Annotated in this window: 21 protein-coding genes and 1 tRNA gene; 4 read left to right on the top strand and 18 right to left on the bottom strand. The window is 66.5% G+C overall.

Annotated elements, in window-relative coordinates:
* Positions 1-26: 26 nt before the first annotated feature.
* Together trxA and WDM86_04455 are read left to right on the top strand one after the other, a co-directional pair.
* Complete coding sequence (trxA, locus tag WDM86_04460) at positions 27-386, top strand: thioredoxin TrxA (GenBank protein MEI9989270.1); 360 nt, start codon at positions 27-29, stop codon at positions 384-386.
* 53 nt (positions 387-439) lie between these two features.
* On the top strand, positions 440-793 hold the full coding sequence (locus WDM86_04455) for a hypothetical protein (GenBank protein ID MEI9989269.1): 354 nt from the start codon (positions 440-442) through the stop codon (positions 791-793).
* 7 nt (positions 794-800) lie between these two features.
* Here WDM86_04455 and WDM86_04450 read toward each other — a convergent pair whose 3' ends face one another.
* The 15 genes from WDM86_04450 to aroA form a co-directional block, all read right to left on the bottom strand.
* Positions 801-2,132 (bottom strand): folylpolyglutamate synthase/dihydrofolate synthase family protein, encoded by a 1,332-nt coding sequence (locus WDM86_04450; protein MEI9989268.1) that lies wholly within the window; start codon positions 2,130-2,132, stop codon positions 801-803.
* Positions 2,129-3,091, bottom strand: coding sequence for an acetyl-CoA carboxylase, carboxyltransferase subunit beta (gene accD / locus WDM86_04445; protein MEI9989267.1), 963 nt, complete (start codon positions 3,089-3,091; stop codon positions 2,129-2,131). The genes WDM86_04450 and accD overlap by 4 nt, the downstream gene beginning before the upstream one ends.
* Before the next feature lie 22 nt (positions 3,092-3,113).
* Complete coding sequence (trpA, locus tag WDM86_04440) at positions 3,114-3,932, bottom strand: tryptophan synthase subunit alpha (protein MEI9989266.1); 819 nt, start codon at positions 3,930-3,932, stop codon at positions 3,114-3,116.
* Positions 3,929-5,140, bottom strand: a complete 1,212-nt coding sequence (trpB, locus tag WDM86_04435) for a tryptophan synthase subunit beta (protein MEI9989265.1) — start codon at positions 5,138-5,140, stop codon at positions 3,929-3,931. Before trpB ends, trpA begins: the two co-directional genes overlap by 4 nt.
* Entirely contained in the window at positions 5,137-5,790 is a 654-nt protein-coding gene (locus tag WDM86_04430) for a phosphoribosylanthranilate isomerase (protein ID MEI9989264.1), read from the bottom strand. Before WDM86_04430 ends, trpB begins: the two co-directional genes overlap by 4 nt.
* A gap of 81 nt (positions 5,791-5,871) precedes the next feature.
* On the bottom strand, positions 5,872-6,585 hold the full coding sequence (gene pyrF, locus WDM86_04425) for an orotidine-5'-phosphate decarboxylase (GenBank protein MEI9989263.1): 714 nt from the start codon (positions 6,583-6,585) through the stop codon (positions 5,872-5,874).
* Positions 6,582-6,890: a LapA family protein gene (locus WDM86_04420; GenBank protein ID MEI9989262.1), complete on the bottom strand. Its 309-nt coding sequence runs from the start codon at positions 6,888-6,890 to the stop codon at positions 6,582-6,584. The genes pyrF and WDM86_04420 overlap by 4 nt, the downstream gene beginning before the upstream one ends.
* Before the next feature lie 27 nt (positions 6,891-6,917).
* Positions 6,918-7,214, bottom strand: a complete 297-nt coding sequence (locus WDM86_04415) for an integration host factor subunit beta (protein ID MEI9989261.1) — start codon at positions 7,212-7,214, stop codon at positions 6,918-6,920.
* Positions 7,215-7,394: 180 nt separating this feature from the next.
* The gene (locus tag WDM86_04410) at positions 7,395-9,089 is read right to left on the bottom strand and encodes an ATP-binding protein (protein ID MEI9989260.1); all 1,695 of its coding nucleotides are present in this window, start codon (positions 9,087-9,089) and stop codon (positions 7,395-7,397) included.
* Positions 9,090-9,145: 56 nt separating this feature from the next.
* Positions 9,146-9,535 (bottom strand): TfoX/Sxy family protein, encoded by a 390-nt coding sequence (locus tag WDM86_04405; GenBank protein MEI9989259.1) that lies wholly within the window; start codon positions 9,533-9,535, stop codon positions 9,146-9,148.
* 9 nt (positions 9,536-9,544) lie between these two features.
* On the bottom strand, positions 9,545-9,952 hold the full coding sequence (locus WDM86_04400; protein ID MEI9989258.1) for a VOC family protein: 408 nt from the start codon (positions 9,950-9,952) through the stop codon (positions 9,545-9,547).
* 761 nt (positions 9,953-10,713) lie between these two features.
* The gene (gene rpsA / locus WDM86_04395; protein ID MEI9989257.1) at positions 10,714-12,459 is read right to left on the bottom strand and encodes a 30S ribosomal protein S1; all 1,746 of its coding nucleotides are present in this window, start codon (positions 12,457-12,459) and stop codon (positions 10,714-10,716) included.
* Positions 12,460-12,605: 146 nt separating this feature from the next.
* Positions 12,606-13,274 carry a (d)CMP kinase gene (gene cmk, locus WDM86_04390; GenBank protein MEI9989256.1) on the bottom strand — a complete coding sequence of 223 codons (669 nt, stop codon included), beginning with the start codon at positions 13,272-13,274 and terminating at the stop codon, positions 12,606-12,608.
* The gene (locus WDM86_04385) at positions 13,274-13,531 is read right to left on the bottom strand and encodes a DUF4926 domain-containing protein (protein ID MEI9989255.1); all 258 of its coding nucleotides are present in this window, start codon (positions 13,529-13,531) and stop codon (positions 13,274-13,276) included. The genes cmk and WDM86_04385 overlap by 1 nt, the downstream gene beginning before the upstream one ends.
* Positions 13,532-13,586: 55 nt before the next feature.
* Positions 13,587-14,936 (bottom strand): 3-phosphoshikimate 1-carboxyvinyltransferase, encoded by a 1,350-nt coding sequence (gene aroA, locus WDM86_04380; protein MEI9989254.1) that lies wholly within the window; start codon positions 14,934-14,936, stop codon positions 13,587-13,589.
* Between the two features lie 92 nt (positions 14,937-15,028).
* On the opposite strand from aroA, the gene WDM86_04375 reads away from it, so the two are divergent.
* On the top strand, positions 15,029-15,532 hold the full coding sequence (locus tag WDM86_04375) for an FYDLN acid domain-containing protein (protein MEI9989253.1): 504 nt from the start codon (positions 15,029-15,031) through the stop codon (positions 15,530-15,532).
* 41 nt (positions 15,533-15,573) lie between these two features.
* Positions 15,574-15,649 (top strand) — tRNA-Ala (locus WDM86_04370).
* 105 nt (positions 15,650-15,754) lie between these two features.
* Here WDM86_04370 and WDM86_04365 read toward each other — a convergent pair.
* From WDM86_04365 to WDM86_04355, 3 genes are all read right to left on the bottom strand, one after another.
* Entirely contained in the window at positions 15,755-17,149 is a 1,395-nt protein-coding gene (locus tag WDM86_04365) for an esterase-like activity of phytase family protein (protein MEI9989252.1), read from the bottom strand.
* A 23-nt stretch (positions 17,150-17,172) separates the two neighbouring features.
* A complete protein-coding gene (locus tag WDM86_04360; GenBank protein MEI9989251.1) occupies positions 17,173-19,518 on the bottom strand; it encodes a TonB-dependent receptor in 2,346 nt (781 codons plus the stop codon).
* Between the two features lie 252 nt (positions 19,519-19,770).
* Complete coding sequence (locus tag WDM86_04355) at positions 19,771-20,052, bottom strand: hypothetical protein (GenBank protein ID MEI9989250.1); 282 nt, start codon at positions 20,050-20,052, stop codon at positions 19,771-19,773.
* Positions 20,053-20,446: the final 394 nt, after the last annotated feature.

Genomic DNA, 20,446 nt, shown 5'->3' with positions numbered 1-20,446 from the left:
AGCCAGCTATCGCAAGGACACCACCCATGCCCGCTCCCATCAAGGTCTCCGACGCTTCCTTCCAGGCCGATGTGCTCAACTCCAAGACGCCGGTCGTCGTGGATTTCTGGGCGGAATGGTGCGGCCCCTGCCGCATGATCGCGCCGGCGCTCGAAGAGCTTGCGGGCGAGATGAGCGGCAAGGTGACCATCGCCAAGATCAACATCGACGAGAACCCCCAGGTGCCGCAGAAATACGGCGTGCGCGGCATCCCCACCATGATGATCTTCGCCCAGGGCCAGGTCGCGGCGACCAAGGTCGGCGCGCTGCCCAAGAACAAGATCAAGGAATGGATCGAATCCTCGGTCTCCTTTTCCGGCGACGGAATCGGCGCGGCGACCCGTTAAGGCGCCGGCGCGGCGCATGCTATAGATGAGCCGGTTTCAACCGGGTCCGCCGCATGCGTTTCGTCGCCGTGATTGCCGCCGCGTTGCTTCTGTCCGGCTGTGCCTGGGTGCGGCAGGAACTCGCTCCGCCGCCGGCGGCGCCGACGACGCAGCCGGTTCCCAAGCCGGAACCGGCAAGGCCGCCCAAGCCGAAGCCGCGTGTCGAGCGGCCGGCGCCCGTGCCGCAGCAGACCCAGACGGAACCGCAGCAGGTCGCGCCGGCTGCGCCGCCGGTCGACTACGACGCCCGCTGCCACACGCTGGCGGCCAATCGCGCCGACGACGCCAAGCAGCTCGGCGCCTCGCCGGCCGACCAAGCGAAGATGCAGAGCGATACCTATCGCGATTGCATGGCGCAGTCGAAATAGGCGCGCTTCAACTGTTCTCCACCAGGACCTGGCCCGCCAGGTAGAGCGAGCCGCAGATGAGAATCCGCGGCGGCGGTTCTTTCGGGTGGGCGCGGGACCAGGCCTGCAACTGGAGCATCGCGTCTTCGAGGTCCTCGGCGGGCTGGGCGTCGAGACCGGCGTGACGCGCCATGTCGTAGAGCGCGCCGGCGCCGAGGCTGGCGGGTTCGCCGGGAATGCTCACCGTGACGACGTGACGGGCAAGGCCGCGATAGGCCGACAGGAACCCGATCGCATCCTTGGTGCGCAGCATGCCGCAGACGAGATAGAGCGGCCGTTCCGACTTCTCCTCCAGATCGGCGATGGCGCGCGACACGGCCGCGGCGCCATGCGGGTTGTGGCCGCCGTCGAGCCAGATCTCCGCCCCCTTCGGGGCCATGTCGACCAGCGGGCCGCGCGTCAGGCGCTGCAGCCGCGCCGGCCAGTCGACGGTGCGCAGGCCGGTCTCGATCGCCTTGTCGGTGCCCCAGCCGTGATTGGCGTGGCGCAGCGCGGCGATGGCGACGGCGGCGTTCTCGATCTGGTGGCGGCCGATCAGCCTGGGCAGCGGCAGGTCGAGCAGGCCGTGCTCGTCCTGATAGACCATGCGGCCGTGCTCCTGATGGGCGGAGAAATCCTGGCCGAAGACATAGGCCGGCGCGCTCAGCCGGTCGGCGCGCGACAGGATGACGTCGCGCGGCGCGTCGTCCTGCGGGCCGACGATCACGGGCACGCCGGGCTTGATGATGCCGGCCTTCTCGGCGGCGATGACGCGGATGTCGGAGCCGAGGAAATCCTGGTGGTCGAGGCCGATGGGCTGGATCACCGTGATCGCCGGCTTGTCGATCACATTGGTCGCGTCGAACTTGCCGCCGAGGCCGACCTCCAGCACCAACGCGTCGGCGGGATGGCGCGAGAAGGCGAGGAACATCGCCGCGTCGGTGATCTCGAAATAGGTGATCGGCCTTCCGGCATTGACGCGCTCGCATTCTTCGAGCGTGGCGACCAGCTCGTCTTCCGAGATGAGCTGACCGGCGATGCGGATGCGCTCGTGGAAGCGCACCAGATGCGGCGAGGTGTGCATGTGCACCTTGAGGCCCTGGGCCTCCAGCATGGCGCGGGAGAAGGCGCAGACCGAGCCCTTGCCGTTGGTGCCGGCGACATGGATCGTCGGCGGCATCCTCAGCTGCGGATCGCCGAGGTCGTGCAGCAGGCGCAGGATGCGATCCAGCGCCAGGTCGATCTTCTTGGGATGCAGATCCAGCAGGCGCTCGAGGACGGCGGTGCTGCGGAAATCGGCGGCGTCGTTCTGGACGCTCATTCCGCGGCGGTCGAGCCGGCAGCCGGCGCAGCTTGCGGGATGACGCGCGTGGCGGTGGCGGTGACGACGGGCGGCACCACGACGGGGCGGGCGCGCGGCCGGGCGCGCTTCATCATCAGATGGATCACCTTCGACAAGGTCGGGCGAAGATCGTGGCGCGGCACCACCATGTCGATCATGCCGTGCTCCAGGAGATATTCGGCGCGCTGGAAACCGTCGGGCAGGCGCTCGCGGATCGTGTTGGCGATGACGCGCGGGCCGGCGAAGCCGATCTGCGCGCCGGGCTCGGCGATCTGGATGTCGCCCAGCATGGCGTAGGAGGCGCTGACGCCGCCATAGGTCGGATCGGTCAGGACGACGATGTAGGGCAGCCCCGCCTCGTGCAGGCGGTCGACCATGATGGTGACGCGCGGCATCTGCATCAGCGAGAGGATGCCTTCCTGCATGCGGGCGCCGCCGGACGACACGAAGAGGATGAACGGCCGCTTCTCGGCGATGGCGAGGTCCATGGCGCGAACGAGGCCCTCGCCGACGCCCATCGACAGCGAGCCGCCGAGGAAATCGAAGGGCTGCACCGCGATCACCACGGCCAAGCCTTCGAGCGTGCCCTTGGCGGCGGACAACGCCTCGTTGCGGGACGTCTTGCCGCGCGAGGCCTTGATCTCGTCGGTGTAGCGCTTCTCGCCGCGGAACTTCAGCGGATCGACCGGAACCTCGGGATAAGGAAGCTCCTCATAGCTGGCCGAGTCGAAGATCGCGGTGAAGCGCTCGGTCGGGCCGATGCGCATGTGAAAGCCGCATTGCGGGCAGACGAACTGCGCCAGCGCGAGGTCGCGGTGGAAGATCATCTCGCCGCAGGACGGGCATTTCTTCCACAGATTCTCCGGCGTCTCGGCCCGGGTGCCGCCGCCCATCAGGCTTTTGATCCGTGGACGGACGAAATTGGCGATCCAATTCATAAGCTCAGCCTAGCACAAAAGCCTAGCGCGCCGCATGCACGGATTTCGCGAGGCCGGCGCAGAATTCGACCACATCGGCCACCAGTTCCGCACGTTTCGTTCCCTTGGCGACATGCGATTCGATCCGCCCGACGATGGCCGAGCCGACCACGGCGCCGTCGGCGAAACGCGCGATGGCGCCGGCCTGTTCCGGGGTCCTGATCCCGAAGCCGACGACGACCGGCAGCGGCGTCCTGGCATGGATGCGCGCTAGCGCGGCGCGGACCTCGTCTTCCGCGAAGCTCTTGGTGCCGGTGATGCCGGCGATGGAGGCATAGTAAAGATAGCCCGTGGCGCCATCGAGGACGGTGGGCAGCCGCGCGTCGTCCGTGGTCGGCGCCAGGAAGCGCACGATGTCGATGCCGTGCGCCGACGCCGGGGTGCGCAGGACCTCGTCCTCTTCCGCCGGCACGTCGACGATGAGAAGGCCGTCCACCCCGGCCTCGGCGGCGTCCTTCATGAGGCGCGCGGTGCCGTAGGCGTGGATCGGATTATAGGCGCCCATCAGGACGATCGGCGTCCTGTCGTCGGCCTTGCGGAAGCGGCGGACCGTCTCGACCAGCTTGGACAGCGTCATGCCGGATTTGAGCGCGCGCAGATAGGACGCCTGGTTGATCGGGCCGTCCGCCATCGGATCGGAGAACGGGATGCCGAGCTCGATGATGTCGGCGCCGGCGGCGGGAAGCTTCGCGAGGATGTCGAACGCGGCGTCGAAATCCGGATCGCCGCCGGTGACGAAGGGCACGAAGGCGGCGCGGTTCTGTTTCTTCAGCGCGGCGAAGGTCGCGGCGATGCGGCTCATATCGTCTCCCCCAGCGCGGCGGCCACCGAGAAGACGTCCTTGTCGCCGCGGCCGGAAAGGCAGACGGCGATCAGCTTGTCCTTCTCCATCTGCGGCGCGATGCGCATGACATGGGCGATGGCGTGCGCGCTTTCGAGCGCGGGGATGATACCTTCCAGCTTCGAGAGCTGCACGAAAGCGTCGAGCGCATCCTTGTCGGTCGCCGAGAAATATTTCACCCGGCCCTGGTCCTTGAGCCAGGAATGCTCGGGACCGACGCCGGGATAATCGAGGCCGGCGGAGATCGAATGGGCTTCGAGAATCTGGCCGTCGCGATCCTGCAGAAGGTAGGAGCGCGTGCCGTGCAGCACGCCGGGCGAGCCCTTGGTCAGCGTGGCGGCGTGATGCTCGGTCTCGGTGCCCTCGCCCGCCGCCTCGACGCCGTGGATTTCGACCTCCGGATCGTCGAGGAAGGGATGGAACATGCCGATGGCGTTGGAACCGCCGCCGACGCAGGCGGTGACCAGATCGGGAAGCCTTCCCTCGGCCTCCTGCATCTGCGCGCGGGTTTCGTTGCCGATCACCGTCTGGAAGTCGCGGACCATCGCGGGATAGGGATGCGGGCCGGCGGCGGAGCCGATGATGTAGAAAGTGTCGTAGGGATTGGTCACCCAGTCGCGCAGTGCCTCGTTCATCGCGTCCTTCAGGGTGCGCGAGCCGGAGGACACGGCGCGGACCTCGGCGCCGAGCAGGCGCATGCGGAAGACGTTGGGCTTCTGCCGCTCGATATCGACCTCGCCCATATAGACGACGCAGGGAAGCCCGAAACGCGCCGCGACGGTGGCGGTGGCGACGCCGTGCTGGCCGGCGCCGGTCTCGGCGATGATGCGGGTCTTGCCCATGCGGCGGGCGAGCAGGATCTGGCCGAGGCAATTGTTGATCTTGTGCGCGCCGGTGTGGTTCAGATCCTCGCGCTTCAGATAGATCTTCGCGCCGCCCAGATGCTGCGTCAGGCGTTCGGCGAAATAGAGCGGGCTCTCGCGGCCGACATAGTGCTTGAGCATGCCGTCGAGCTCGGCGTGAAAGGCCGGATCGCGCTTGGCCTCCTCATAAGCCTTCTCCAGCGCGATGACGTTGGGCATCAGCGTCTCGGCGACGAAGCGGCCGCCATAGGCGCCGAAATGGCCGCGCGGATCGGGGCCGGTGCGGAAGGAATTGGGCTGGCTCATGCGGTGACCCGGGCGTTGCGCGCCGCGGCCACGAAGTCCGCGATCTTTTCGGCGCTCTTGAGGCCGGGCGCGGTTTCGACGCCGGACGACACGTCGACGCCGGGCGCTTCGCTGACGGCGAGGGCGCGACCGACATTGTCCGGCGTCAGGCCGCCGGCGAGCAGCCAGGGCTTGGAGAATCTCCGTCCCCGGAGGATCTGCCAGTCGAACGCGGCGCCGTTGCCGCCCTCGCGGCGCGCGCCGGCGGGCGGGCGGGCGTCGAATAGGAGCATGTCGGCGGCGTCTTCATAGGCCGCGACGCCCGCAAGGTCGGCGGGCTCGGCGACGGCCAGCGCCTTGATCACCGGCACGGCGAAGCGCGAACGGATGGCGCCGATACGGGCCGGCGTTTCGGCGCCATGCAACTGAAGGAAGTCGGGTCGGATGGCGGCAAGCACGGCCGACAGGGCCTCGTCGGTCTCGTCGCACACCAGCGCGACCAGGCGGACGCGGCCGCGCATGCGGGCGGCGAGGCTCGCGGCCTGCTCCGGCGCAAGATGGCGCGGCGACTTGCGGTTGAAGACCAGTCCCGCCATGTCGGCGCCGGCGCGCAGGGTCGCGTCGGCCGCTTCGGCCGAGGTGATGCCGCAGATTTTGACCAGGACTGCCATGGGACCGGCCTTATGGACCGCGACGCCCGCCCGATCAAGCAAGGGGTTTGTGCAGCGTTACCTGCCGGTTCGGCCGCCGATTCAGGCCGGCGTTTTCAGCTCGTCCGCGATCGCCTTGGCGGCGGCGGCGGGATCGGCGGCGGCGGTGATCGGACGGCCGATCACCAGGATGTCGGCGCCGGCGCGGTGCGCCTCGGCCGGCGTCATGACGCGCTTCTGGTCGGCGAGATCGGCGCCGGCCGGACGGATGCCGGGTGTCACCAGCAGGAAGTCCGGGCCGAGCGCCTTGCGCAGGGGGACGATCTCGTGCGCCGAGCAGACCACGCCGTCGAGCATCGATTGCTTGGCGAGGCGCGCCAGGCGCAGCACCTGTTCCTCGGCGGGGCCGCGCTGGCCGACGGATTCGAGCACCGCGTCGTCCAGGCTGGTCAGCGCGGTGACACCGATCACCTTGACCCGCGGATCGACGGCGCGCGCCGCGGCGGCGGCGTCGCGCATCATGCGTTCGCCGCCCGAGGCGTGGATGTTGAAGATCTGCGTGCCCAGCTTGGCCAATTCGCGCGAGGCGGCGGCGACGGTGTTGGGGATGTCGTGGAATTTCACGTCGGCGAAGACCGGCAGGCTGGTCTGGACGATGCGGCGGATGCCCTCCGGACCCGCGGCGGTGATGAATTCGAGGCCGACCTTCAGGCCGCCGACATAGGCCCGCACGGCCTTGGCGATCGCCAGCGCATGGTCGACATCCGGCGTGTCGAGCGCCACGAAGACGGGATTGGAGAATCGCATCTGGCTCATCCGGGCGGGGTCTTAGTCCCGCGCAGCCGCGCCGGCAAGAGCGCGCTCGCCCTGGCGGACGCGCTTTGCGCTAGCTCGGTGCCCCGGCGCGCCACGCGGCGAAACCCGATGGCCAGGCCGCCCAAAAGCACGCCGATCAGCACCGCCGCGAACAGCAGCAGATAGAGCGGCATTTCCAGCGCCAGGGCCGGGCTTTCCTGGGAGAACGGATCGAGGCTGAGGACGACCGGGGCGCGGTTGGCCAGCGCGATCCAGATCGCGGCCAGCGCGACCGGAATGGCGAGGATCCAAGTGGTGAGCCGCATGTCCCTGGCCTGGCTCGAAAAGCGGGCTTAATCCTCGCGTCCGTCGCCGTTGTTCAGGCGCTCGCGCAGCTCCTTGCCGGTGCGGAAGAACGGGGCGCGCTTCTCTTCCACCGACACCGGCTCGCCGGTGCGCGGATTGCGCCCCTGGCGCGCCGGACGAACCTTCACCGAAAAGGCGCCGAAACCGCGCAATTCCACGCGATGGCCCGCCGCCAGCGCCTTGGTGACTTCGTCCAGCATCGTCGAGACGATGCGCTCGATATCGCGGTGATACAGGTGCGGATAGCGAGCCGTGAGCCTTGCAACCAGTTCGGACTTGATCATCCCCTGCCCCTGAGGGAAACCCTATGAGGCAGACTCCCCTGCCCCGACTAGTTAACTGTGACAATTCCTCGACAGATCGTCAATGGAAGTCCCTGAAAGCTCAGCATTTTTTTAAAATAGGGCGAGAGTTCCCCCAAAGAATGGTCTCCTTTGTCTTCGCCGGGCGGCAAATCGGGCGGCTCAGGCGGCCAGGCTGTCCGCCACCGGGGCCTTGATCGGCAGGATGATCGTCACCGTCGTCCCCAGCCCTTCGACGCTGTGGATGCGCATGCTGCCGCCATGCAGCTCGGAAAGGCCGCGGACCAAAGCAAGGCCGAGGCCGGTGCCGGCATGCTTGCCGGAATTGTTCGAGAGCTGGACGAACGGGTTGCCAAGCCGGTCGATCTCGGCCGCCGAAATCCCGACGCCGGTGTCGGATACCGAAAGATGGCACAGGGCGCCCTCGTCGCCGACGCCGATGGCGACGGTGCCGCCGGCGGGGGTGAACTTGATGGCGTTGGACAGAAGGTTCAGCAGTATCTGCTTGAGGGCGCGGCGGTCGGCGCTGAGGAAGACCGGCGTCAGCGCCTCGCGCATGTCCAGCTCGATCCCGCCGGCGGCGGCGCGCTCGCCGACCAGCTCGACGCATTCGCGCACCAGGGCCGCGGTGTTGACGCGCTCGCGGTGCAGTTCGAGCTTGCCGGCCTCGATCTTCGACATGTCCAGGATGTCGCCGATCAAATCGAGCAGATGGGTGCCGGCGCTGTGGATCAGGCCGGCATAGTCGCGATAGCGGGTGTCGCCGTTGGGACCGTACATCTCGGTATGGATGATCTCCGAGAAGCCGAGCACCGCGTTCAGCGGGGTGCGCAATTCGTGGCTCATATTGGCGAGGAAGGAGGATTTGGCGTGGCTCGCCTTCTCCGCCATGTCCTTGGCCAGGAGCGCTTCCTCGCGCGCGTCCTCGGCGCGCTGGGCGGAGAGCGCCAGGCTTTTCTCCAGCGCGCGGCGCTCGTCGAGCGTGGCGCCGGCCAGGATGACGGTGAAGCCGATCACCGCGTAGTAGAGCTGCACCATCGCGATGCGCTCGGCCGGCGAAAGCTCCATGAACGCCGCCGACGGGTGGGCGCCGATCGCGATGTAGTACGAGACCGCCAGCGCCATCGACAATCCGAGCGCGCCGCCGGCGAAGCCGCGCCGGAAGGTGAGCAGGATCAGGATCGGGAAATAGAGGAAGCTCGGCGTCGTGTAGGGCAGCGCGTAGCACAGATAGCCGACGCCGGCGACCAGGCCGAGCAGGAAGAAGGTGCCGAACCGCGCGCCGGGCGCGAACATCCGCTTCACCGCGTCCTGGCGCACGCACATGAAGAACGGCACGAGCAGGCTGAGGCCCAGCGCGTCGGCGCCGAACCAGCTTCGCATGATCGACAGGATCGGCGCGCCCGAGGAATAATGCAGCGTCGCGCCCGCGATCGCCGCGGAGACGGCGCAGGCCGCGACCGCCAGTCCGTAGAAGGTGAGCAGGACCTCGGTGCGGCTGAAGACGCGGTCGAAGCCGAGCCAGCGCAGCGGCAGCGCGACGATCAGCACCTCGGTCAGGTTCGCGAGACAGAAACCGGCGGCGTTCAGGACCGTGTCGCTCGTCGCGAAATCGGCCGCCACGCCCGCCAGCGCCGCGACCGCCAGCATCTTGGGCCAGGCGCGGGTCGGGTAGTGCAGCAGGCAGGCGAGCAGGACCGCGTTGGCGACCCACAAGGGCGTGATGCGCCCGGTGTGCTGGACGAGCGCGACGCAGGCCCAGGTCGCCGCGAAGATCGCAAGGGCGAGCAGCGCCAACGACGGCGCGGCGTCGCGATCCCGCGGCAGGGGCGCAATGGACTGGGCGGACGCGTTCACGAAATGGCAACCCCGGCGCGACGGCGAAGGCTACCCAGGATGAGAATAATGCACCGTTAAGTCCGGCCCGCTTTGCGCGGATTTGCAGCAGGCCCGGATTTGCGGCGTTTTGCGGCCGGAGCGCGCGCGGCTTGCGCGGCGCTGACCGACAGCCAGCGGCCGAGCGTCCCGCGATCGGACAGCATCGCGTCGGGCACGACGATATAGGTCTTGCTCGGCGGCACGGACGGCGCGTATTGCAGCCGCCTGGCGCCCTTGAGCTTGAGCAGCGCCTCCTGCTCGGCGGGCGCCAGCTTCACCGCCAGGCCGACGTCGGACAGCGAGACGCACATCCGGTCGTCGGCATAGACGCCGATGCCGCCGAACATCGGCTTGAAGCGCCAATCGACATTCGCCGGCATCGCGGCTTCCATCTTCTTCTGCAGGTCGCGCGGATCGTGCGGCATCGACGCCTCCTATTTCTGCGACCACACCGCGATCTCGGTGCCGTCGGGATCGGTGAAGTGGAAGCGCCGCCCGCCGGGGAAGGCAAAGGACGGCTTTGTGATCGTACCGCCGGCGGCCTTCACGCGCGCCAGCGTGGCGTCGAGATCGGCGGTGTAGAAAACGACGAGCGGACCGCCGGGGCGCGGCGTGCCGTCGGTGGTGAAGCCGCCGCCGATGCGGCCGTCGTCGAAGCTGGCATAGGTCGGACCGTAGTCGGTGAATGTCCAGCCAAATACCGCGCCGTAGAACGTCTTGGCGCGCGCGATGTCGTGCACGGTGAACTCGACATAGTCGGCATCGGCCGGCACGGTAGCGTGCGCGCCGATGGTGATGAGCGTGGCGAGCACGAAGCCCACCGCCATGGACACGAATCTCATAGAACCCTCCTCAATAGGAAGAGACCGTACCGAGCCCCTCCTGCCAGGGTTCTGTCAGCAGTTTGGCAGGAGACGTGCGCGGGACGCATCGGCGGGCTACGCGGGAGAGGCGGCGGACGGATGACGGCGCGACTGGCGCTCCGGCTCGGCGCGGCGTCGTTTGAAATATCCATGTTGGGCCAAGATGTTGAGACATTTTCGGCAATATAATTGTTTTCGAGGTCGGCGCGATTGCGCCGGAAGGGCGCCGCGACGGGGCGAGGCGCGGGGGCCAGAGCGAAAGATCGGACAAGCTCGTTCATGGCGACATCATAAGGCCGCGCCGGCGGTGTTGGATAAGTCTTGGCGGAGGGAGGAACGACCCAATCGCTAAAATCGCCACATGCTCTGCAAGACGGCCTCGATGTCACCGACCAAACGCCGCCGTCATCCCCGGCCGAGCGAAGCGAGGGGTCCCATAGCGACAACGTGCGGGGACCCAGGTGTATGCTTCTGGTCTCCTGAGTCAGAAGTTCGCAGCACTCAATGTCATCCGCCGCGAATGCGGCGGACCCAGGTGAAACCTGCACGACCGCGGCAGATTTCACCTGGGTGGCCCGCAGTCGCGGGCCATGACACCTTGTTCTAAATTCTGCGAACTTCTGGTTCAGGACACCAGGTCCGTTTCAGCCCGAAATTACGGACATAAAAGTCCCGTGCCGCGCAAAGAAAAAAGGCGCGGATTGCTCCGCGCCTTTTCCGTTTTATCGATGGGACGACGATTACTCGTCGGCCTTGCCGCCGCGCTTCTTCAGCGCCGCGCCCAGGATGTCGCCCAGGCTCGCGCCCGAGTCGGAGGAGCCGTATTGCGCCACGGCCTCCTTCTCCTCGGAGATCTCGCGCGCCTTGATCGACACCGAGACCCTGCGGCTCGACTTGTCGACCTGCGTCACCAGCACGTCCACCTTGTTGCCGACCTGGAAACGCTCCGGACGCTGGTCACCGCGGTCGCGCGCCAGATCACTGCGGCGGATGAACGACTTCACGCCGTCCGCCAACTCGACCTCGATGCCGCCGTCATTGACCTGGGTCACGGTGACGGTGACGACCTGGTTCTTGCGCAGCGCGCCGCCGCCGGCGCCCGCCTTCTCGATCGGATCGTCGCCAAGCTGCTTCACGCCCAGGCTGACGCGCTCCTTCTCGGAGTCGACGTCGAGCACCTTGGCCGAGATGACCTGGCCCTTCTCGTAGTCCTTGACCGCCTCGTCGCCGGACTTCGCCCAGCTAAGGTCGGAGAGGTGGACCATGCCGTCGATGTCGTGGCCGAGGCCGACGAACAGGCCGAACTCGGTGATCGACTTGATCTCGCCCTCGATGGTCGAGCCCACGGGATGCTCGCGCATGAAGGACTCCCAGGGATTCTCCTGGGTCTGCTTCAGGCCGAGGCTGATGCGGCGCTTGTTGGAATCGACTTCCAGCACCTGCACTTCGACTTCGGTGCCCGGCACGACGATCTTGGACGGGGCGACGTTCTTCTTGACCCACGACATTTCGCTGACGTGGACCAGGCCCTCGACGCCCGGCTCCAGCTCCACGAAGGCGCCGTAGTCGGTGACGTTGGTGACCTTGCCCTTGAACTTGGCGCCCGGCGGGTACTTCACGGCGACGCCTTCCCACGGATCGGTCTGGAGCTGCTTCATGCCCAGGCTGATGCGCTGCGTCTCGTGGTTGATCTTGATGATCTGCACCGTGACGGTCTGGCCGACGGAGAGAACCTCGGTCGGATGGCTGACGCGGCGCCACGCGATGTCGGTGACGTGGAGCAGGCCGTCGACGCCGCCGAGATCGACGAAGGCGCCGTAGTCGGTGATGTTCTTGACCACGCCTTCGACCACCTGCTTCTCCTGCAGCGAGGCGACGAGGCTGGTGCGCTCCTCGGCGCGGCGCTCTTCGAGCACGGCGCGGCGCGAGACCACGATGTTGCCGCGGCGCCGGTCCATCTTGAGGATCTGGAAGGGCTGCGGCTGGTTCATCAAGGGGCCGACATCGCGCATCGGGCGGACATCGACCTGGCTGCCGGGCAGGAAGGCCACGGCGCCGTCGAGATCGACGGTGAAGCCGCCCTTGACGCGGCCGAAGATCACGCCGGTGACGCGGGTCTGCTCGTTGAAGGCGCGTTCGAGCTTGATCCAGCTCTCTTCGCGGCGGGCCTTGTCGCGGCTGAGGACGGCTTCGCCCAGCGCGTTCTCGACGCGCTCGAGATAGACTTCGACCTTGTCGCCCATCTTCACGTTGACCGGCATGCCGGGCATCGCGAATTCCTTGAGGCTGACGCGGCCCTCGGTCTTCAGGCCGACATCGATGACGGCGAAGTCGTTTTCGATGCCGACGACGGTGCCGGTGATGACGGCGCCTTCCTGGGGGGATTGGGTCTCGAAGCTGGCTTCGAGCATGGCCGCGAAGTCGTCGCGGCTTGGGGAGGCAAGGGTGGTTTCTCTGATCTTGGTTGCGGTCGCGTAGCGAGCCATTCGGTATTTCCAATTCACTTCGTCGTGCCGATCCGCCTTTGCCCCTTGGGCTTCGGCGTGATGGACTTCCCGCGCGGGCGCTAATCCCGCTTGGGCGGTTGGGTTGTCGGTCAAGTTCGGGTGGCTCGAAGAGGCCGCCGGGTCTCCTAACCCCTGTGGCGAGCCTTGAGCGCGTCCTCGATCTTCGGTGAGACCAAAGCGAGGGCTGCCGCGAACGCCGCGTCTATACTCAATACGGTGGTATCAAGCAAGTCCGCATCCTTGGCCCGGACCATCGGGGAGATGGGCCGGGTGCGGTCGGCCTGGTCGCGGGCCAGGATTTCCTGGAGCAGATCCGCCTCGTCGCGGAGGATGCCCATGGTTTCCAGTTCCAGCAGCCGGCGATGGGCGCGGATTTTGGGATCGGCGTCGACGAACAATTTGGCCGTGGCGGCGGGGGCGATGACGGTGCCGATGTCGCGGCCATCCATCACGGCGCCCAGGCTGCCGCCGGGCGGGTGGTCGAGGAAGGCGATCTGGTAGTCGTGCAGCGCCCGGCGCACGGCGGGGATGGCGGAAACCTGGCTGGCCGCCTTGCCGACCACATCGGTGCGGATGGCGGGACTGCCGGCGCGGGAAAGATCGACGGCGCGGGCGCCCTGGAGCGCGTCCGCCTGGTTGGTCGGATCGCCCTTGGCCTCCAGCACGGCGAGCGCGGTCAGCCGGTACAGCGAGCCGGAATCCATATGTGCGAAGTTGAAGTGGCGGGCGAGGCGCTTGGCGAGCGTGCCCTTGCCGGAGGCGGCGGTCCCATCGACGGCGATGACGATGCTCATCAGGCCGGCTGACGCTCATAGTGCAGAACGATCAGTTCGGAGAGCGGGCATGGCAGGGTCGCAAAGGCGCGGCCCTCGCCGTCGCTGAACTCGACAAGAGCGGTGCCGCCGTCCAGAAGCTCGACAATCGTTCCGACCTGGCCGCGTGCCAATCCCTCGCGGTCGTTCAACAGAGCGACGACATCGAGCAATTTCAGCCGAACAGCATTTTCAATCATCATTTCAGTACCCAATCGCTCAGACAGCGACGCTTCCATTCTTCACCACTCAAAGCGCTCTTACCATGGGGTCCCCTGTCGTGCCGCATGACAGCTACCCGTTCACGGCGAGAAAATCGGCGCCGAGGTCGCGCATGAGTTTCTCGAATTCGGGGAAGCTGGTGGCGATCATCGCGGTGTCGTCGACGGTCACAGGCTCGCGTGCCGCAAGACCCATGACGAGGAAGCTCATCGCGATGCGGTGGTCCAGATGGGTTGCCACCCGTGCGCCGCCGGGGACGCCGCCCTGGCCCCTGCCCTCGACGGTTAGTGTGTCGTGGGTTTCGGCGGTCGTGACGCCGTTGGCTTTCAGCCCGGCGGCGATGGCGGCGAGACGGTCGCTTTCCTTCACGCGCAATTCTTCGAGGCCGCGCATCACGGTGCGGCCTTCGGCGAAGGAGGCCGCCACGGCGAGGACGGGGTATTCGTCGATCATCGCGGGCGCGCGGTCGGGGGGCACGTCGACGCCCCTGAGCTGCGAGGAGCGCGCGACGAGGTCGCCGATCCGCTCGCCGCCGCTCACGCGTTCGTTCTCGATGGCGATGGCGGCGCCCATCTCCAGCAGGGTCTCGATCAGGCCGATGCGGCGCGGATTGAGCAGCACCGACGGAATGCGCACCTCCGAGCCCGGCACGATCAGCGCGGCCACCAGCGCGAAGGCGGCGGAGGATGGGTCGCGCGGCACGTCGACGGCGCAGGGTTTCAGTTCGGCCTCGCCGCTCACATAGACCGCCTCGCCTTTCGCCAGCTTCTCGACCTCGATCTTGGCGCCGAAGGCGGCGAGCATCTTCTCGGTGTGGTCGCGGGTCAGCGCGTCCTGGCTGACGCGCGAGCGGCCCGGGGCGCCGAGCGCGGCCAGCAGCATCGCCGATTTGACCTGGGCGGAGGCGACGGCGACGTGATGCTCGACGGCAATCGGCAGCTTGGCGCCGCTCAGCGTCACCGGCATCAGGCCGCGCCCGCGCGCGGTGTAGGTCGCGCCGAAATGGGTCAGCGGATCGAGCACCCGGGCCATCGGCCGGCCGCGCAGCGAGGCATCGCCGGTGAACACCGCCGTGATCGGCGTCGTCGCCATCGCGCCCATGACCAGGCGCGAGCCGGTGCCGGAATTGCCGAAATCGAGCACATTGTCGGGCTCGCCCCAGCCGCTTACGCCGGTTCCGCGCACCCGCCAGGCGCCGGGGCCGTCGCGGGTCACGACGGCGCCGAAAGCCCGCATGGCGGCGGCGGTATTGAGGACGTCCTCGGCTTCGAGAAGCCCGGTAATGGGGGTTTCGCCGACCGTCAGGGCGCCCAGGATCAGGGCCCGGTGGGAGACCGATTTGTCGCCGGGAACCACAGCGACGCCCTTCAGGCCGGAAGACCGCCGCGATTTCAAGGGTCTGGCCGCGCTTGAATCGTGCATCTTGGCGCCCCAAATCCTCTTTGACAGCCGGTGTCAGGCGTGGCAAACGACCCGCCTTCCAAAGAAACCCTTCTTTCATGGGAAGCAATAGATTGGTCAAGGCAGAACTCGGTTTGAAACGCGTGTGCCCGCAATGCGCGGCGCGGTTCTACGACCTCCAGAAGCGTCCCATCGAATGCCCGAAGTGCCAGTTCACCTTCGAGCCCGAGGCGATGTACAAGCAGCGCCGTCCGCGCCAGCCCGAAGCGGCCGCCGCGCAGCCCGTCGCCGCCGAAGCCGAGGATGAAGAGGCGGAGAACGAGGACGAGGAGAGCGAAGAGGCCGAGGCCGAGGAAGTCGTCGAGCCGATCCCCGACGAGGCGCCGATCCAGATCGCCGCCACCGGCGAGGACGAGGAAGAAGAAGAGGCCGCCGAGGAGACCGAGACCGAAGGCGCCGGCATGTCGGTGGTCGACGAGGACGACATCGAGGACATCGTCGTCGAGGACGACGAGGACGAGGAGGAGGACGACAACAGCCTCCTCGAGGAGGACGAAGACGAGAACGACGATGTCAGCGGGATCATCGACGCGGATATCGAGAAGGACGAACGCTGAATTTGTTTCGCGCCGCGGCCCAACGCGGCGCGCTCTGGAATGGGGCCATAGCTCAGCTGGGAGAGCGCCTGCATGGCATGCAGGAGGTCAGCGGTTCGATCCCGCTTGGCTCCACCACCAAAAACGCCGGTATCATTGGGTTAGAAAAATCGCGAACGGCCACGATTTCCCGCGTCGGCGACATGCCTCGCCGTCTGGGAATTCGAAAAAGGCCGGTTGCGACTACCGCGGTATCCGCACGCGCCAAGCCATGATCAAGGTATCGACGTCGGCCCCGCTGCCGTCGGCATAGGCCTTGCCGGCCATCCGGCCATGCTGGGTGATGAAATCGTTGTCGCTGCCGACAAGCAGAATATATTCGCCCGGTCGCTCCGCCGGCGCCAATGCCAGGCTTTCCCACTTTTCGTAGAGATCATGAGCGTCCGCCGGCGCCCCGTTGTGCAATCCAAAGCGGCTTAGCTGACTGTTGTCGTTCAGATCGACAAAATCCGCCAACGCCGCCGGCGTGATGTCGTCGCGCAGAATGCCATTCGGCGCGATGCTGCCGGCAGCGTCGTCATAGCGGCCCGCGATGTCGGTGGCGCCCTGCACATCCACCAGCTCAACCTTGCGGTAAAGCGAGGCCGGGCGCTTCGACGCAAGCCCTCCGCCGCTGTCGCGGCACAGAAGCAGAAAACGATGATCGTCGATCGCGAGAAGCTCGCTTTGCGCGGCAACCTTGGTCTTTCCGTCCTCCTCGTATAGCGGAAGCTGGAGCGCATACTCATGGATCAAACGGGGCGCGGCCGTGATGTCATAAGCGAGCAAGCGGACATTGCGGCGCGTGGCGGCGACATTGCCGGCGTCGAGGTCCTGACGCAGCGCGCTCTGATTGACGACAAACAAGGTATGGCCGTCGGGGCTGATGCTCATGCCCTCGAAACCTTGATTGTTCTGTCGGCCGGTCTCGGGATTGCCGGTGTCGATGATGGTGCCTGCCGGCGGGCTGTTGGCGGAGAAATTCTCCTTGCCGTTACGCCGTGGAATGAAGGCCTCGGGCGGCCGCAGGGCCCCGATCATGCGCCCTTGTGCATCGTAGTGGTACACATAGGGCCCATACTCGTCGCCGATCCAGAAGCCGCCCTGGCCGTCCGGCGCAATGGCTTCGTCATCCAGACTGACATGGCCATCGGCCGCGACCGGCAGATCGGGAATCGCGCCGGCCGCGGGGCGCACATCCACGGGGTCGAAACCCGTCGTGGGCATTCCCGCGTTGTCCGTCAGAAGAAGGCTCTTCTTGAGAGCAAGGGTCAGTTGGCCTTCGTGACCCGGCGCGCTGTCGTCGGGCAGCAGGCTGATATCGAATTCCTGCACCCGCGCCCGGTAATCGACACTGCCGGCGGTGTTCCAGCCGCGATCCGGCAAAAGATCGAGATGCGCCACGTATTTTTTCCCGACGCGATGCCAGCTATGCGGCACGAGCATCATGCCAGAGCCCATGCCGCCCAGCGTCTCGCCCTGCATGTCCAGGGCATCCGAAGCCATGCTCCCGACCCCGACAAGCGTGGCGGCATTCGCCGGCGCGGCGGCCATGAGGAAAATGGCCGCCACGCCCACGCAAGAAAACCGCAGTCTCATGCCTTCACCTCAGCGCCATGCGCTCACAGCGAAACGCCGAACGTGGCGAAGACCTGCCGCGGCGCCGACGAGTGGGCCACGATGATCGTGCCCGCGGGATCGTTCGGCGCGAACACGCTGTTGTCGAAGTTCGCCGCATAGCGCACGTCGGTCAGGTTGGTGACGTTCAGCGCCAGCGTCGCGCCGCTCAGCATGCCGATGGCCCCGAAGTCGTAACCGAGGCCGAGATCGAACGTGGCGTAGGCGCCAAAGCCCTGGTCGTTGGTGTAGGTGTAGTAGCGCCGGCCGGTGAACTTGCCCTGCAGCGAGGCCCAGAGACCGTCCCGCCTCAGGGTCAGCACGCTGGCATACATCTGCTTTGGCGTATCCACCTGCTGCTTGCCGGCCGTGGCATAGAGCACGCAGGTGGCGGTGCAGAAGTTGAGGTCCGAATTATAGGTGGTCTCGTTGAGCGAGGCCGAGTTGTACCAGCTCAGCCAAGGCAGCGCCTGCCACAGCACGCCGAGTTCCGCGCCCTTGCTGGTGACGCTGCCGGCATTGTGAAAGGAGTTGCCGCAGCCCGGGTTTGCCTGCAGGGCTGTCGGGCAGGGGTTGTACTGCAGCAGGCGGTTCTTGAAATCCACGTCGTACAGGGCCAGCGAAAGCTGCACATTGTCGTCCACATAGCGGTAGCCGGCATCGAAGCTCTTCGACGTCTCGGGCTTCAGCGTCTTGCCCTGCACGTCCCAGACGGCTTGCGAAACCGACTGCGGACCGAGTTTGAAGCCGCCCTGGAACATCGCCATGTTCTCGGAGTAGCTCGCATACACTTCCTGCCCGGGCGCGAACTTCCAGCGCACGCCCGCCTCCGGCATGAAATAGTCCTTGGCCGTCAGCGAGCCGCTCGCGAACTGGCTGGACGCCGGCGGCGCCGTCGCGGCGACACCGGGTATCGCCAGGGCGTCCGACTTTGCGTCGGTGCCCTTGAAACCGAAATCGACGGTCAGCGCGTCGTCGAGCAGCGAAGCGGTGTCCTGGACATAGAACTGCCGCGTGTTCCAGTTGGTCTTCTGCGCCCATTGGGCGGTATTCGGCTGGCCCTTCAGGAAATGCCCGAGGCTGAAGGGACCCGTGACATTGGTCCAGATGTAGCGCGCGGCGCTGCTGATGTTCTCCTCCAGCCAGAAGCCCGCCTGGACGTGGTTCTTGATGCCGTCGAAGCTGGCATCCCAAGCCAGGTTTCCGAGCACGCCGTTGCGGTTGATGGTGTAACGCGTGTCGCGTATCTGGACCGGCAGATCGTCGGCGGTTGACGCCGTGCCCTGGTTGGACAAGCCGGCGATCCAGTTGTTGCCGTCGCCCTTGTCGTCGTGGTGATACGCTTGCAGGTGCGCGTTGAGGGAATCGGTCAGGGCGTAATCCCCGGCGACGTAGAACATGGCATCGTTGCGCAGGATCTGGCCGTTCGTGAAGAAATCATCCGCGATATTTTCCGGCGGCGTCGGATTGACGCAATTGCTTTTCAGCGAAGCCACGGAACAGGCGGCGCGCTTGAGATAAGTGTTCCAGTCCGGCGCATAGCCGCCCAGATCCCAACCGTCGCGCGCGATTATGTCTTTCGATATGTAGGGATCGTCGGCCTGGTTGGTGCGCGAATAGTCCCCGAAGGCCGTGATCGTGCCGCGGTCGAACTTGTATTGCACCTTGCCGTTGAACTGCTCTTCGGTGGACTGGTTGTAGGCGGCCTGGTGCACGAACAGGTCCTGTTGGACGTACTGTCCGGAAAAATAGGCTGAAAAACCCTCATACTCGCCGGTATCGACGCGCGCGAAGGTGCGCATGCCGTCTTCGCTGCCGACGCTCTGGCTGGCCGCGATCCCAAACTCCTGGTGCGGGTCGCTGGATACATAGGTCACCGCGCCGCCGAGGTTGCTGGTCGAAGCGATGCCGAGGCCGGCGATGCCGGTCGCCAGATCGGCGCGGCCAAGGTTGTCGGAGATCAGCGCGCGGCTGATGGTGAGGCCGTTATAGTTGTTGTAGGCGCCGTCGCCGAGCGGCATGCCGTCGAGCGTGTAGCCGAGATGCGTGGTGCTGAAGCCGCGCACCTGGAGGGTCAGGGACTGCTCGTTGAGGCCCAGCGCGTCGATCGACTGCGCCATCACGCCCGGCAGGACGTTCAGCGCCTTCTGCACGCTGGCGCCGGGCGGCAGCACATCGAGATTGTCCGGCAGCAGGGTGGAGACCGAGCGGGTCTCGCCGGCGCCGATGACGACGACCGTCTCGACTTCGTTGCCGTTCGTTCCCCCGGACGACGCATCCGCTGCCTGTGCCTGCGCGGCAAACGTGAAACAAGCGGCAACTCCCAACGCAACAGCGGACTTTTGCAACATTCTGCCCCTCTTTTCGCACAAAGCGCCGCAATGACTTGCGTCCGCGGCGCCGTTAAGGGGCGAGCCATGGCACAGGTTGATTACAGGTTTGCAACAGCCATCGGCTACCGAGCGAAGTCGGCAGCCGCTACATGAGAGTCAGTCTGTCTGCCTCCCGCCGAAGCCAGCCATGGGAGTAGGTGGCGTAATTTTTTATATGCTCTCGACCATGGCGTGCGGACGTCAGCGGTTCGATCGCGCTTGGCTCGCCCTCTATTGCGTCCGGCGCGACCAGGACAGGCAATCGGCGTAGGTCTTGTCGAGGACCGATTGCTGGATGGCGGGATCGAAGCCCTGCAGCTCCGCATCGCTCGCGCGGGCCTTGGCCGTCTCCCGGCAATCGCGATCGATCCTGGAGGAGACATTCGTCGCGGGCATCGCGGCCGGGTCGGCATCGGAAGACGAGCCCAGCGCGCCGGTGCCGGTCCTGGACCAGTCCGTGTGGGTACAGCCCGCCAACAGCAGAGCAAGCGCCAAAACGCAGCGCAATCGCATGGCAAATCCCCCGGAGGCCAAAGCAACACCGTCCCCGTAACCAAACTTTCCCGGCAATCTGCCCGACAGGCAAGCTTTTTATGCGTTGCGGCATTTTCATGCACCGGTCGCTGATGGGGAGCGGCGGCTTGCGCCGGAGGCCTGAAAACAAAGCGTTTCGCGGCGCGTCTTGCGGCGGCGCGACATTTCCGACAAGACAGCGGCCGCACCGCACGTCTAGCGTCACTCCGCCCCGCCGCAAGAGCCCGTCTTCCTTGAACGCCTTCATCGACGCCAGGACCGTTCCCGCGGGCACCATTCAGGAACCCGACCTCGCCATCATCGGCGGCGGTCCGGCGGGCATCACCCTCGCGCTGGCGCTGGCCCATACGCCCATCCGCACGATGCTGTTCGA

The sequence above is a fragment of the Rhizomicrobium sp. genome (assembly GCA_037200045.1).
In the GTDB taxonomy this organism is placed as follows: Bacteria; Pseudomonadota; Alphaproteobacteria; order Micropepsales; family Micropepsaceae; genus Rhizomicrobium.
The sequence above is the reverse complement of the archived record's forward strand: the minus strand, read 5'-3'. Positions and strand labels throughout refer to the sequence as shown.

Bases quoted from the DNA above. Each gene is read 5' to 3' on its own strand.
- WDM86_04455 (MEI9989269.1), top strand. From the start codon at position 440: ATGCGTTTCGTCGCCGTGATTGCCGCCGCGTTGCTTCTGTCCGGCTGT.
- WDM86_04420 (MEI9989262.1), bottom strand. From the start codon at position 6,890: ATGCGGCTCACCACTTGGATCCTCGCCATTCCGGTCGCGCTGGCCGCG.
- cmk (MEI9989256.1), bottom strand. From the start codon at position 13,274: ATGAGCATCGTCATCGCCGTCGATGGGACCGCCGCCTCCGGCAAGGGC.
- WDM86_04415 (MEI9989261.1), bottom strand. From the start codon at position 7,214: ATGATCAAGTCCGAACTGGTTGCAAGGCTCACGGCTCGCTATCCGCAC.
- aroA (MEI9989254.1), bottom strand. From the start codon at position 14,936: ATGCACGATTCAAGCGCGGCCAGACCCTTGAAATCGCGGCGGTCTTCC.
- WDM86_04405 (MEI9989259.1), bottom strand. From the start codon at position 9,535: ATGCCGCACGATCCGCGCGACCTGCAGAAGAAGATGGAAGCCGCGATG.
- trpB (MEI9989265.1), bottom strand. From the start codon at position 5,140: ATGAGCCAGCCCAATTCCTTCCGCACCGGCCCCGATCCGCGCGGCCAT.
- accD (MEI9989267.1), bottom strand. From the start codon at position 3,091: ATGAATTGGATCGCCAATTTCGTCCGTCCACGGATCAAAAGCCTGATG.
- WDM86_04450 (MEI9989268.1), bottom strand. From the start codon at position 2,132: ATGAGCGTCCAGAACGACGCCGCCGATTTCCGCAGCACCGCCGTCCTC.
- WDM86_04365 (MEI9989252.1), bottom strand. From the start codon at position 17,149: ATGAGACTGCGGTTTTCTTGCGTGGGCGTGGCGGCCATTTTCCTCATG.
- WDM86_04430 (MEI9989264.1), bottom strand. From the start codon at position 5,790: ATGGCAGTCCTGGTCAAAATCTGCGGCATCACCTCGGCCGAAGCGGCC.
- trpA (MEI9989266.1), bottom strand. From the start codon at position 3,932: ATGAGCCGCATCGCCGCGACCTTCGCCGCGCTGAAGAAACAGAACCGC.
- pyrF (MEI9989263.1), bottom strand. From the start codon at position 6,585: ATGAGCCAGATGCGATTCTCCAATCCCGTCTTCGTGGCGCTCGACACG.
- WDM86_04355 (MEI9989250.1), bottom strand. From the start codon at position 20,052: ATGCGATTGCGCTGCGTTTTGGCGCTTGCTCTGCTGTTGGCGGGCTGT.
- WDM86_04400 (MEI9989258.1), bottom strand. From the start codon at position 9,952: ATGAGATTCGTGTCCATGGCGGTGGGCTTCGTGCTCGCCACGCTCATC.
- rpsA (MEI9989257.1), bottom strand. From the start codon at position 12,459: ATGGCTCGCTACGCGACCGCAACCAAGATCAGAGAAACCACCCTTGCC.
- WDM86_04360 (MEI9989251.1), bottom strand. From the start codon at position 19,518: ATGTTGCAAAAGTCCGCTGTTGCGTTGGGAGTTGCCGCTTGTTTCACG.
- trxA (MEI9989270.1), top strand. From the start codon at position 27: ATGCCCGCTCCCATCAAGGTCTCCGACGCTTCCTTCCAGGCCGATGTG.
- WDM86_04385 (MEI9989255.1), bottom strand. From the start codon at position 13,531: ATGGAAGCGTCGCTGTCTGAGCGATTGGGTACTGAAATGATGATTGAA.